Genomic DNA, 11,457 nt, shown 5'->3' with positions numbered 1-11,457 from the left:
GCCACCGAATAATGACCAGTTCCGCGCATTTCCGGTCCAGGGTGTTTTTCGCAGCTGTGCTCGCGGCGGGCGTTGCGCAGACGGGATCGGCAGCCTTTGCCGCCTGCCCGCTCGAGCTCGCCGTCTATGGCGATGCCGAAGGTGCGGCAGAGATCGATTTCAGGCCGACCGGCGGGTCGGCTGTGGTCACCAACACGTTCAAGATGGTGCTCGATAATGGCGTCGTACTCGACGGCATCGTCATGTGGACGGAAGGCGTGGCGCGGCCGCATGGTTCGCTGATGTACAAATGCCCGACAGGCGACGTCACCGGCGACGAGCTCGCCGCCTGCACGCTGTGGGAGGGCGTCGTCTACAGTGCTGACGATAAGGGCAACATCGCTCTGCTGCCGGCCGAAGGCGTCGAAGCGCCGAAGACCCTGATCTTTCCCGACCTCGGGCCGTCGCTGCAGATGTCGGCCGCCTATGGCGCCAACGGGTTTTCGAAGGTGCCGTGGGATGTTTTCTCATTGAAGGGCTGTCAGGAATGAGCGCGGCCAAAAAAGTGCTGCTGGTGACCGGCGGCAGCCGCGGCATCGGCGCTGCCACATCCAGGCTTGCCGCCAAGGCTGGATACCGCGTCGCGATCAACTATGCCTCGAACGAGGCCGCCGCTGCGGCACTTGTCGAGGCGATCGAGCAGGATGGCGGCGAAGCGCTGGCCATCAAGGGCGACGTCGGCAGCGAGGCCGATATTCAGGCGATGTTCGAGAGGATCGATCATGCCTTCGGGCCGCTCGACGCGCTCGTCAACAATGCTGGCGTCGTCGACATAAGGGCGCGTGTCGACGAAATGAGCGGAGCAAGGCTGGAGCGCATGATGCGCATCAACGTCATTGGCTCCATGCTCTGTGCCCGCGAAGCGGTGAAGCGCATGTCGACCAGCCATGGCGGCAAGGGCGGCGCCATCGTGAATGTCTCCTCGATTGCAGCGAGAATTGGCGGGCCAGGCGAATATGTCGACTACGCTGCCTCGAAGGGCGCGATCGATTCCTTCACGATCGGCCTGGCGCGCGAGGTGGCCGGCGAAGGCATTCGCGTCAACGCAGTAAGCCCAGGGATTGTCGATACCGAAATTCATGCCTCCGGCGGACAGCCGGATCGCGTCGAGAGGATGCGTCACGGCGTGCCGATGCAAAGGGCGGGGACCACCGAAGAGGTCGCCGCGGCAATTCTCTGGCTCCTGTCGGATGGGGCGTCCTATACGACAGGCGCGAATTTGGAAGTGGGCGGCGGCCGCTAATCCCAGCCAAGGCTGAGTGCAGACCAGAAGGACAAATCATGGCTTATGACGTCGTTATCATCGGATCGGGACCAGGCGGCTATGTCTGCGCCGTCAAGGCGGCACAGCTCGGCCTGAAGACGGCGGTGGTCGAGAAGAACCCGACCTTCGGCGGCACCTGCCTCAATATCGGCTGCATCCCGTCCAAGGCGCTGCTGCATGCGTCCGAGATATTCGCCGAGGCTGGTCATTCCTTCGACACGTTGGGCGTCGAAATCGGCGCGCCCAAGCTCAACCTGGAAAAGATGATGGCGCACAAGGACGCGACGGTGGCGTCCAACGTCAACGGCGTCGCCTTCCTGTTCAAGAAGAACAAGATCGACAGCTTTCGCGGCACCGGCAAGGTCCTGTCCGCCGGAAAAGTGTCGGTGACCGGCGAGGGCGGCAAGGTTGAGGAGATCGAGACCAGGAACATCGTCATCGCCACTGGCTCCGACGTCACGGGCATCCCGGGGGTCAAGGTCGACTTTGACGAGAAAGTGATCATGTCCTCGACCGGCGCGCTGTCGCTGGACAAGGTGCCGGGCCATCTGGTGGTGGTCGGCGGCGGCGTCATCGGGCTGGAGCTCGGCTCGGTATGGGCGCGGCTCGGCGCCAAGGTGACCGTCGTTGAGTTCCTCGACACCATTCTCGGCGGCATGGACGGCGAGGTCGCCAAACAGTTCCAGCGCATGCTGTCCAAGCAAGGCATAGAATTCAGGCTCGGCGCCAAGGTGACCGGTGTCGCCAAGGCCAAGAAGGGCGCCACCGTAACCTTCGAGCCGGTCAAGGGCGGCGCGGCCGAGACGATCGAGGCGGATGCGGTGCTGATAGCGACGGGACGCCGGGCCTATTCGGACAGTCTCGGGCTGAAGGAGGCCGGGGTCGAGGTCGACGAGCGTGGCCGGGTCAAGACCGACGGCCATCTCAACACCAATATCCCCGGCATCTACGCCATCGGCGACGTCATCGCCGGACCGATGCTTGCCCACAAGGCCGAGGACGAGGGGGTGGCGGTGGCCGAGATCATCGCCGGCCAGGCCGGCCATGTGAATTACGAGGTAATTCCGAACGTCGTCTACACCAGTCCGGAAATCGCCTCGGTCGGCAAGACCGAGGAAGAGCTGAAGGCGGCAGGCATCGACTACAAGGCCGGCAAGTTTCCGTTCACCGCCAATGGCCGGGCGCGCGCCATGCTGCATACAGACGGCTTCGTGAAAATCCTGGCGGACAAGCAGAGCGATCGCGTGCTCGGCGTCCACATCGTCGGTTTCGGCGCCGGCGAGATGATCCACGAGGCGGCGGTGCTGATGGAGTTCGGCGGCTCGTCGGAAGATCTTGCCCGCACCTGCCACGCCCATCCGACGATGTCGGAAGCGGTGAAGGAAGCGGCACTAGCGACCTTCTTCAAGCCGATCCACATGTAGGCCTTCCCAAGCTACTCCGGCAGCCATCTGACGGCTCAAAGCAAAACGGCCCGCTTTTCAGCGGGCCGTTCATATTTGGAGTCAGCAGCCGATCACTGCGGGGCTGGTGCGGGCGCCGGAGCAGGCGCTGGCTCTGCAGGCGCCGGAGCAGGTGCTGGGGCAGGCGCCGGAGCAGGCTCTGCGGGTGCCGGAGCTGGCGCAGGCTCTGCCGGAGCAGGCGTCGGTTCAGCGGGCGCTGGCGCCGGGGCCGGCGTGGTTGCGGCCGGCGGTTCAGCGGGCGCTGGCGCCTCACCGCTTCTTCCAAAAACATAATAAGCGACAATAGCCAGAATAACGACAACCAGGGCAATCAGCCAGCCGGTGCTGCCGCCACCCGACCTGGGAGGGGGTGTCGGGGTAGTGTACGGGTCGTTTGGATTCGCCATAAAGTGTCCTCCGTGGGATGAAAAGTATCAATCAACACACATCAACGCGCAATCGTCGAACAGGTTTCACGCTAGGGATAGAAAACGCCGAAAACAGGGCAATCTTCGCCGGGAATCGTTTGTCCGCACGCACTTTACTCGCAAAATTCGCAGCGATCGAGCCAAAACAAACCTTTCGACCTTCCTGTACTCAGACAAGCCTTCCGTGATTCGGGAAAGGCATCGCCCCGAATCACGTCTTGCCGGGTCTGCAACTCAACCGTGCAACTCAGTCGACTGCAGTGACGGTGTAGCCGGCCTTGCGGAAATCCTCGACCAGACCTTCCGCGCCCGGAAGGTGCAAGGCGCCGACCGCCATGAAGGCGTTGCCCTTGGCGAGGATCGGCCCGGCATGATCGATCATCACCTTGTTGCGGCGGGTGATCATGGTTTCCTCGAAGGCGGCATAGCCCGCCGAATCGTCTTCGCCGCCGGGAAGGACGGCACGAAACAGCGGCCAGAGCATGCCGATGTCGCCGCGCTGGTAAAGCACGATCATGGTTTCGTTGACGTCGTTCACCCTGTTGCCGAGCTTCAATGTGTCGACGAGGCCCTTCATGTGAAAAGCGAGCGGCAGCGAGGCCATGGCGCGAAGCTGGTCGGCGACGGTCTCCAAGCCATCGACGGCCTTGCCTGAGGCCTTGGCGTCCTGCGCGAGCTTGATGTCGAGCACCGGCGCGCCGCCGGCCTGGCGGGCCAGTTCACAGGCCGGGAGCGCGACCATGGTCGACAGCATCCACGGTTTCATCTTGGCGACGCTGGCCGGCGGGATGCCGCGCGCGTCGAGCGCCTTGTTCACCGCCGCCGCATCGTCCGGCGACAGCAGCGAGGACAGCGTGGTGCTGTCGGTGAACATCATCAGCTCCGGCTCGTTCAGGAACGCCGCCATCATCTTCTGCTGATCGAGCACCTCCGTGGTCTCGATGACGACAGTGTCGGCGGCGTCAAACGCCTTTTGCGCGGCGGGCGGCAGCGTAGTCACGCGCGGGTCGGTCATGTGCATGGTGCCGAACAGGAAGGACGGCCTTTCGCCCGCCTTTTCCAGTTTCCACAACAAGCCCTTGCCGTTCAGTGTTGCGGCCGCTTCCGTCTCGATCTTGCGGTAGGTGGCGGGATCGTCCTTCTGCAAGGCCGACAGCATGTCGGCGCCGGCGCAGACCGGGGTTTCGGCGCGCGCCTTGCCGGCGGCAAGCAGCGCGATGATGAGGAAAGAGAGAAAAAACAGGACGTTGAGCGCCACGAGCAGCTTCAACGACGCAAGGGCCGTGCGGTCGGCGATGATAATGACGCGTTTCATGGCCGCTTTTTAGAGACAAACAACGGCGAAACGGTTAACTGGCGCAGCAAAATTGTCTCGGACATTGTTCCACGGCTCATATCCTGGCTGCAACGTTGCGAAATCATGCGTCGGTTACGCCCGCGGATGGGCCGCTTCATAGACTTCGAGCAGCCTCGCGGTGTCGACGCCGGTATAGATCTGCGTCGTCGACAGGCTGGCGTGGCCCAACAATTCCTGGATGGTGCGCAGGTCGCCGCCGCGTCCAAGCAGATGCGTGGCGAAGGAATGGCGCAAGGCGTGCGGCGTGGCGGTGTCGGGCAGATTGAGCGCCGAGCGCAGCTTGGCCATGTCGCGCTGGACGATGGCCGGGTTGAGCGGGCCGCCGCGGGCGCCGCGAAACAGCAGGCCCTTCGGATCGAGATGATAGGGGCAGAGCCGGCGATATTCGGCGATCGCCCGCAGCGCCACCGGCAGCACCGGCACCAGCCGCGTCTTGCCGCCCTTGCCGGTGACGCGCAGCACCTTATCGCCGGCGGCCGACAGATCGGCGCCGGACAGGCCGAGCGCCTCGGAAATGCGCAGACCTGAGCCGTAAAGCAACGTCAGCACGGCCGCGTTGCGGGCAGCGATCCACTGCTCCTCGGCCAGCTGGCCTTCCACCGAAACGACGTGTTTCGCATCGCTTGCCGTCAGCGGCTTGGGCAGCGACTTCGGCTGCCGTGGCGCGCGCAGTGCCGCAGCACCCGCCGCATTGACGAGGCCGCGCCGCTCCAGAAAACGCAGCAGTGAGCGGATGCCGGCGAGCCCGCGTCCGAGCGTGCGGGCGCCGGCGCCCCCGGCGCGGCGGGCGGCGAGAAAGCCGCGCAGATCGGCAGGGCGCAGATCGGCGATATCCGAAATGCCGGGCGAACCGCCGCAATGGCTTGTCAGGAAGTGCAGGAACTGGCGCGTGTCGCGCTCGTAGGCTTCCACGGTTTCCGGCGACAGCCGGCGTTCGCGCGCCAGCATCTTCAGCCAGCTTTCGCGGGCCGCCAGAAGGTCTGGCTTGGCCGGGATAAGGAATTCCTGCATTGCGCTCTTCCGATATGCCGCTCTTCCATTCTGGGCCATCTTCCGGCAGCCGGGTTAGGAAGCTGTGAAGAGCCGCGTCATTGAAATGACAAGAGGGTGGAGCTAGAGCAAGGCCAAAGGATTTTTCCACCGATGACCAAACCGCAAAACCCTGTCCAGATGGCCGTGATCGGCGCCGCCCACGGCATCAAGGGCGAATTGCGCGTGAAAACCTTCACCGGCGATCCGCTGGCGCTGGCCGACTACGGGCCGCTCTATGCCAGGGACGGCCGCGCCTTCCAGATCGTCGACATCAGGCCGGCCAATAACGTCGTGGTGGTGCGCTTCAAGGGCATCAGCGACCGCAACGCCGCCGAGGCGCTTGCCGGCACGGAACTGTTCGTCGATCGCTCGATGTTGCCGGACGACGGCGAAGAGGACGAATTCTATCATGCCGATCTCGTCGGGCTGGCAGTCCGGGACGATACCGGTGCTGACATCGGCAAGGTCGTTGCCGTGCATAATTTCGGCGGCGGCGACATTCTCGACGTGACGCTTGGCGAGCGCAAAGGCGTGCTGATTCCGTTCACGCAGGCTGCCGTGCCTGACGTGTCGATCAAAGAGGGCTTCCTCCGCATCGATCCGGCGGCGGCGGGCTTGATCGATGACGAAGACGGCGATGCTCCCGGCAGCGATGGTTTCGACCCGAAGGGCAGGCCGCGCGGGCCGAAGGACGCCGGGGGCAACCGGTGAGTTTTTCCGCCTCGGTGCTGACGCTCTATCCCGAGATGTTTCCCGGCGTGCTCGGCCTGTCGCTGGCCGGCCGGGCGCTGGAGGCCGGCACGTGGTCGCTGGAAGCAATCCAGATCCGCGATTTCGCCAGTGATCGCCATCGCACCGTCGACGACACGCCGGCCGGCGGCGGCGCCGGGATGGTGATGCGCGCCGATGTTCTGGCCAGCGCCATCGACCGCGCCTCGCCCGCGGGTGATCCGCGCCCGCGCCTGCTGATGAGCCCGCGCGGCAAGCCGCTGACGCAGGCCCGCGTGCGCGAACTGGCCGCCGGGCCTGGCGCGGTGATCGTCTGCGGCCGCTTCGAGGGCGTCGACCAGCGGGTTATCGAGGCGCGGGGACTGGAGGAGGTCTCGGTCGGTGACTTCATCCTGTCCGGTGGCGAGCCGGCGGCGCTCGTGCTGCTCGACGCCGTGGTGCGGCTGTTGCCCGGCGTGATGGGCAACGCGGTGTCGGGCGATGAAGAGAGTTTTGAAAACGGCCTGCTCGAACATCCGCACTACACGCGGCCGCAGGAATTCGAGGGCCGGCAAATCCCCGAGGTTCTCACCTCGGGCAATCACAGGAAGATCGCCGCCTGGCGGCGCGCCGAGTCGGAAAAATTGACGAAGGAGCGGCGGCCGGACCTGTTAGCTGCTCACCCCCTGGTGAAATAGTAAAAGGCCAGGAACACGCCGACCCCGACGACGAAGCCGCGCACGGCAATTTGCGGCACGCGCTTGGCGATCCAGACGCCGGCATAGCCGCCCAGCGCGCCGCCCGGTATCATGACGATCGCCTGCGGCCAGGCGATGACGTCGCCGGAGACGAAGACCAGGATGGCTACTGCCGCAATGACCACGGCCAACATGTTCTTCAGCGCGTTCAGGCGGTGATAGTCGCCAGCCTGGGTGAGGCCGAGCGTCGCCAGCATCATGACGCCCATGCCGGCGCCGAAGAAGCCGCCATAGACGGCGGTGGCGAATTGCGCCAGGGAACCGACCAGCGAACCCACCGCGGCCTCATGTCCCGGCATGGGCGCCGGCTTCAGCCACGGCCCGGCGGCGAACAGCGCGGTCGCCGCCAGCAGCAGCCAAGGCACCAGGACGCGGAACGACGGATTGTCGAGCGCCAGAAGGATGAGTGCACCGGTCAGTGCACCGAAAGCCGAGATAAGGCCGAGCAGCAATGCCGTGCGCCAGAAATGCTTGATGTCGGACCAGTAGGCGAGCGTCGAGGTGATGTAGCCGGGAAACTGTGTCAGCGACGAGGTGGCGTTGGCGACGATCGGCGGCAAGCCGACCAGCGACATGGCGCCGAAGGTTATGAACGTCCCGCCGCCGGCTATGGCGTTGACGGCGCCTGAGAGAAAGCCCGCGAAAAAGAGCAGGGCCGCATCGAGAACTGGCATGGAGGGATATTGCCGCCGGAGGAAAGTCACGTTTTACCCGGCTTAAAAAGCTTGGGCCTTCGACGCAACCCCTGCGCTGAAAGATTGCAATGTCGGCCAACTACCAAAAAAGACACGGCGAAGGCGTGACAAAGCGTCGAAATAGCTGTATGTGCGCGCCGAACCGGAAGAACAATCTGCCGGACCCGTCAACAATGACGGTGTAGTCGCCCCTGCCCGATGTTCTCGAACCCAGACGGTCTCGAACAAAGGGCATAGCCGAGCGGTCAATGCAACTGCAAGGCGAGTGCCGGACGCTCTGACTGTCGGAAGAACAAGAAGTGGATTTGTAGAGATGGATATCCTCCGTCAGCTCGAGGCCGAACAGGCCGCCAAGATCGAAGCCAAGCGCAAGCTTCCCGAATTCCAGCCCGGCGACACCGTGCGCGTCCAGGTCCGCGTGACCGAAGGCACCCGCACCCGCGTCCAGGCTTATGAGGGCGTCGTCATCGCCCGCGCCGGCGCCGGCTTCCAGGAGAATTTCACCGTTCGCAAGATTTCCTACGGCGAAGGCGTGGAGCGCGTATTCCCGGTCTTTTCGCCGATGGTCGAGGGCGTCGAGATCGTGCGCCGCGGCAAGGTGCGCCGCGCCAAGCTTTACTACCTGCGCGATCGTCGCGGCAAGTCGGCCCGTATTTCGGAAAACACCGGCGTGCGCGCCCGCAAGCTCAACGACGAAGAGCGTGATCTGCTGAACGCCGAAAAGGCCCGCATCGAGGCCGAGAAGGTTGCCGCCGCCCAGGCGCTGGCCGCCGAGAAGGCGGCGCAGGACGCCGCCGAGAAGAAGGCCGCCGACGAGGCCGCCAAGGCCGCGGAAACCGCTCCCGCCGAGTAAGGCGTCTTCAACAACCATATTTCGGAAAGGCGGCTTCGGCCGCCTTTTTTGCTTCGCGGGATGGATTCGATTTTGCCGGGCGCGTCGGTCCGCAATCGAAACGGATCGTTCCGTAATCGTTTGGTGAAAGCATGGGAATTCATTTTCGCGCAAAGCGGCGCATCGAGCCGGCTTGCAAGGCGCTTGCGGAAAGCTAAAGTCGGCGCCGGATTTTCCTGCAAGCCTCGACCATGTCGAGGCCGTTCAAATTCTCGGGGTGTACCATGACCAAATCGAAACTGCTGTTGGCCGGCCTGTTGGCTCTGATACTTGCGCCGGTCGCCGCCCTGGCGCAGGCGCTTCCCGATCTCGGCGGCAAGAAGGTGGTGGTGGTGACGGAGAACGCCTATCCGCCATTGCAGTTCATCGACGCCAAGACCGGCAAGCAGATCGGCTGGGAATATGACGCGATGAACGAGATCGCTAAGCGGCTCAATTTCCAGGTCGAGTACCAGAACACCTCTTGGGACGCGATGATCCAGGCGGTTTCCGACAACCAGTACAACATCGGCATGACCGGTATCACCATCAAGGACGACCGCAAGCAGAAGGTCGATTTCTCCGACCCCTACATGCGCTCGGAACAGTTCATGCTGGTGCGTGGCGATGAGAAGCGCTTCACCGACGCCAAGACATTTGGCGCCTTCAAGGATGGGCTGATCGGCGCGCAGGCCGGCACCACCCCCTTCTACACCGCCGTCTACAGCGTGCTCGACGGCAATGAGCAGAACCCGCGCATCAAACTGTTCGAGACGTTCGGTGCGACGGTGCAGGCGTTGAAGACCGGTGACGTCGACGTCGTGCTGACCGACGGCACTGCCGGCAAGGGCTATGTCGAGGCGTCCAATGGCGGGCTGAAGCTGATCGGCGGCCCGCTCGGCACCGAGGATTTCGGCTTTATTTTCCCGAAAGGCTCGGATCTGGTGAAACCGGTCAATGCAGCGATCGCCGCACTGAAGGCCGACGGCACGCTCGACGCGCTCAACAAGAAATGGTTCCTCGACTACAAGATGGGGCAGTGAGCCGGTTTGGCGCACTTGCTGCGTGAGGGCCGTGCGCTGAATATCGCACGGACGGAGTTTCTTCCCACCCCCCTCTGTCCTGCCGGACATCTCCCCCTCAAGGGGGGAGATCGGCTTTCGCATCGGCTTTCGCCAATTTTCAGCGTTGCAGAATGGGCGGCGACGTCAAGGCTGCCAATCTCCCCCCTTGAGGGGGAGATGGCCGGCAGGCCAGAGGGGGGCCACTTGGCTCGACGTTGTTTCGTCGGCGCGCCTTGATGGCAACCCCCGCATCCTCCGCCTCCAAAACCGACTTCCCGTGGTGGCTTGCCGTGGCGGCGGCGCTCGCCGTGGCCGCTGCCATCTTCATTGCGGCAAGCGACCTCTACGCCCAGGTTTTCGCGACCGTCGCCACGGGCATCGGCATCACCGTCTTCGTCACAATGGTCGCCTTCGCGCTGGCCTCGGCAATCGGGCTCGGCATTGCGCTGATGGGGCTGTCGGGGTCGCGCTGGCTGCGCCAGATTGCTCGCTTCTATGTCGAGATCATCCGCGGCGTGCCGATGCTGGTGCTGTTGTTCTGGATCGCCTTTGCCGGCGCGCCGGCCTTCGTCGCGGCGTGGAACGCGCTGACCGCGCCGTTGCAAAATGCGGGTCTCTTCGGAGAACTGCTGGTGCGCGACGTGTCGTTGCTGTGGCGCGCCATCATGGCGCTGACCATCGGCTACTCGGCCTTTATCTCGGAGGTCTTCCGCGCCGGCATCCAGGCGGTCGAGAAGGGCCAGATCGAGGCGGCGAAGGCGCTGGGGCTGACGCGCACGCAGCGTTTCCGGCTGATCGTCTTTCCGCAGGCGATCCGCACCATCCTGCCGCCGCTCGGCAATGATTTCGTCGCCATGGTCAAGGATTCCTCGCTGGTCTCGGTGCTCGGCGTCGCTGACATCACCCAGATGGGCAAGATCTACGCTGCCGGCTCGTTCCGCTTCTTCGAGACCTATTCAATCGTCGCCTATATCTATCTTATCCTGACGGTCGGCCTGTCGCTGGCCTTGCGGGCGCTAGAGAAGCGGCTGCGCCGCCAGCATGAGCAATAGCCCCGGCAGGCGAAGACGGCGCTACCATCGCGGCAGACGCGTTTTGGAAGGCAGATCCATGATTATCGACAAAGCCAATGCGGCCTTGGAGTCCGTCTATACGGCCGACACGCCGGAAGCGCTGGCGCAAGCCTATGCCGCATGGGCTGCGACCTATGACAGCGAAACCGCCTCGCTCGGTTATCTCCTGCCGTTCCTGATCGCCGCCTGGGTGGCGCGCTATGTGCCATCTGGCGAGGGGCCGCTGCTCGACGCCGGCTGCGGCACCGGCCTGTCGGGACCATCGCTCAATGCGCTCGGCTATCAGGACATCGCCGGGCTCGACCTGTCGGATGAAATGCTCGACATCGCCGGCAGCCGCCAGGCCTACAGCGAGCTGAAACAGGCGATGCTTGGCGGTCCGCTGCCTTGGCCGGACGAGTATTTCCGCGCCTTCTTCTCGACCGGCGTGTTCACCATCAGCCACGCGCCGGCGTCCGGCCTGCATGAATTGGTGCGGATCACCAAGAAGGGCGGCCATGCCATCTTCACCGTTCGCGACCAGGTGTTCGAGAGCGGCGGCTTTCGTGACGTCTTTGCCGAACTGGAGCAGGACAAAAAATGGCGGCCGGTCGAGGAAAGCCCGTGGTTCCGCTGCTATGCGATCGCCGAGCCCGAGGCGCTGGTGAAGACCTTCGTGTTCGAGGTGGTTTGAGAGGCGCCTTCTTCCTTCTCCCCTTGTGGGAGAATGTGGCCGAGCCCACGGGT

At 64.1% G+C, this 11,457-nt stretch carries 12 protein-coding genes; 9 read left to right on the top strand and 3 right to left on the bottom strand.

Features of this window, described 5'->3' with window-relative positions; all coding sequences use genetic code 11:
* Nucleotides 1-11: 11 nt before the first annotated feature.
* From AC0L3I_RS02595 to lpdA, 3 genes are read left to right on the top strand one after another with little or no spacing between them, the layout of a single operon-like run.
* Nucleotides 12-530 (top strand): hypothetical protein, encoded by a 519-nt coding sequence (locus AC0L3I_RS02595; protein WP_473525868.1) that lies wholly within the window; start codon nt 12-14, stop codon nt 528-530.
* Nucleotides 527-1,282 (top strand): SDR family oxidoreductase, encoded by a 756-nt coding sequence (locus tag AC0L3I_RS02590; RefSeq protein WP_473525867.1) that lies wholly within the window; start codon nt 527-529, stop codon nt 1,280-1,282. The genes AC0L3I_RS02595 and AC0L3I_RS02590 overlap by 4 nt, the downstream gene beginning before the upstream one ends.
* A 38-nt stretch (nt 1,283-1,320) precedes the next feature.
* Nucleotides 1,321-2,727, top strand: a complete 1,407-nt coding sequence (gene lpdA / locus AC0L3I_RS02585; RefSeq protein WP_473525866.1) for a dihydrolipoyl dehydrogenase — start codon at nt 1,321-1,323, stop codon at nt 2,725-2,727.
* A 693-nt stretch (nt 2,728-3,420) separates the two neighbouring features.
* Here the strand turns inward: lpdA and AC0L3I_RS02580 are convergent.
* Together AC0L3I_RS02580 and AC0L3I_RS02575 are read right to left on the bottom strand one after the other, a co-directional pair.
* Entirely contained in the window at nt 3,421-4,488 is a 1,068-nt protein-coding gene (locus tag AC0L3I_RS02580; protein WP_473525865.1) for a TraB/GumN family protein, read from the bottom strand.
* A gap of 114 nt (nt 4,489-4,602) precedes the next feature.
* Nucleotides 4,603-5,541 (bottom strand): tyrosine recombinase XerC, encoded by a 939-nt coding sequence (locus AC0L3I_RS02575; RefSeq protein ID WP_473525864.1) that lies wholly within the window; start codon nt 5,539-5,541, stop codon nt 4,603-4,605.
* 132 nt (nt 5,542-5,673) lie between these two features.
* Here AC0L3I_RS02575 and rimM point away from each other — a divergent pair, with 132 nt between their 5' ends.
* Together rimM and trmD are read left to right on the top strand one after the other, a co-directional pair.
* A complete protein-coding gene (gene rimM / locus AC0L3I_RS02570; protein WP_473525863.1) occupies nt 5,674-6,273 on the top strand; it encodes a ribosome maturation factor RimM in 600 nt (199 codons plus the stop codon).
* Nucleotides 6,270-6,968 carry a tRNA (guanosine(37)-N1)-methyltransferase TrmD gene (trmD, locus tag AC0L3I_RS02565; protein WP_473525862.1) on the top strand — a complete coding sequence of 233 codons (699 nt, stop codon included), beginning with the start codon at nt 6,270-6,272 and terminating at the stop codon, nt 6,966-6,968. The genes rimM and trmD overlap by 4 nt, the downstream gene beginning before the upstream one ends.
* On the opposite strand, the gene AC0L3I_RS02560 is transcribed toward trmD, so the two are convergent.
* Nucleotides 6,950-7,702 (bottom strand): sulfite exporter TauE/SafE family protein, encoded by a 753-nt coding sequence (locus AC0L3I_RS02560; RefSeq protein ID WP_473525861.1) that lies wholly within the window; start codon nt 7,700-7,702, stop codon nt 6,950-6,952. The genes trmD and AC0L3I_RS02560 overlap by 19 nt on opposite strands.
* A gap of 334 nt (nt 7,703-8,036) precedes the next feature.
* Here AC0L3I_RS02560 and rplS point away from each other — a divergent pair, with 334 nt between their 5' ends.
* The 4 genes from rplS (at nt 8,037) to AC0L3I_RS02540 (ending at nt 11,404) form a co-directional block, all read left to right on the top strand.
* Nucleotides 8,037-8,576: a 50S ribosomal protein L19 gene (gene rplS / locus AC0L3I_RS02555; RefSeq protein WP_473525860.1), complete on the top strand. Its 540-nt coding sequence runs from the start codon at nt 8,037-8,039 to the stop codon at nt 8,574-8,576.
* Nucleotides 8,577-8,839: 263 nt separating this feature from the next.
* Complete coding sequence (locus AC0L3I_RS02550) at nt 8,840-9,637, top strand: transporter substrate-binding domain-containing protein (RefSeq protein WP_029349350.1); 798 nt, start codon at nt 8,840-8,842, stop codon at nt 9,635-9,637.
* Between the two features lie 257 nt (nt 9,638-9,894).
* Nucleotides 9,895-10,710 (top strand): amino acid ABC transporter permease, encoded by an 816-nt coding sequence (locus AC0L3I_RS02545; RefSeq protein WP_473525859.1) that lies wholly within the window; start codon nt 9,895-9,897, stop codon nt 10,708-10,710.
* A 58-nt stretch (nt 10,711-10,768) separates the two neighbouring features.
* A complete protein-coding gene (locus tag AC0L3I_RS02540) occupies nt 10,769-11,404 on the top strand; it encodes a class I SAM-dependent DNA methyltransferase (protein WP_473525858.1) in 636 nt (211 codons plus the stop codon).
* Nucleotides 11,405-11,457 lie beyond the last annotated feature (53 nt).

This window comes from Mesorhizobium sp. WSM4840, assembly GCF_055811755.1.
The sequence above is the reverse complement of the archived record's forward strand: the minus strand, read 5'-3'. Positions and strand labels throughout refer to the sequence as shown.

Bases quoted from the DNA above. Each gene is read 5' to 3' on its own strand.
- AC0L3I_RS02595 (WP_473525868.1), top strand. From the start codon at position 12: ATGACCAGTTCCGCGCATTTCCGGTCCAGGGTGTTTTTCGCAGCTGTG.
- AC0L3I_RS02590 (WP_473525867.1), top strand. From the start codon at position 527: ATGAGCGCGGCCAAAAAAGTGCTGCTGGTGACCGGCGGCAGCCGCGGC.
- lpdA (WP_473525866.1), top strand. From the start codon at position 1,321: ATGGCTTATGACGTCGTTATCATCGGATCGGGACCAGGCGGCTATGTC.
- AC0L3I_RS02580 (WP_473525865.1), bottom strand. From the start codon at position 4,488: ATGAAACGCGTCATTATCATCGCCGACCGCACGGCCCTTGCGTCGTTG.
- AC0L3I_RS02575 (WP_473525864.1), bottom strand. From the start codon at position 5,541: ATGCAGGAATTCCTTATCCCGGCCAAGCCAGACCTTCTGGCGGCCCGC.
- rimM (WP_473525863.1), top strand. From the start codon at position 5,674: ATGACCAAACCGCAAAACCCTGTCCAGATGGCCGTGATCGGCGCCGCC.
- AC0L3I_RS02560 (WP_473525861.1), bottom strand. From the start codon at position 7,702: ATGCCAGTTCTCGATGCGGCCCTGCTCTTTTTCGCGGGCTTTCTCTCA.
- rplS (WP_473525860.1), top strand. From the start codon at position 8,037: ATGGATATCCTCCGTCAGCTCGAGGCCGAACAGGCCGCCAAGATCGAA.
- AC0L3I_RS02550 (WP_029349350.1), top strand. From the start codon at position 8,840: ATGACCAAATCGAAACTGCTGTTGGCCGGCCTGTTGGCTCTGATACTT.
- AC0L3I_RS02545 (WP_473525859.1), top strand. From the start codon at position 9,895: ATGGCAACCCCCGCATCCTCCGCCTCCAAAACCGACTTCCCGTGGTGG.
- AC0L3I_RS02540 (WP_473525858.1), top strand. From the start codon at position 10,769: ATGATTATCGACAAAGCCAATGCGGCCTTGGAGTCCGTCTATACGGCC.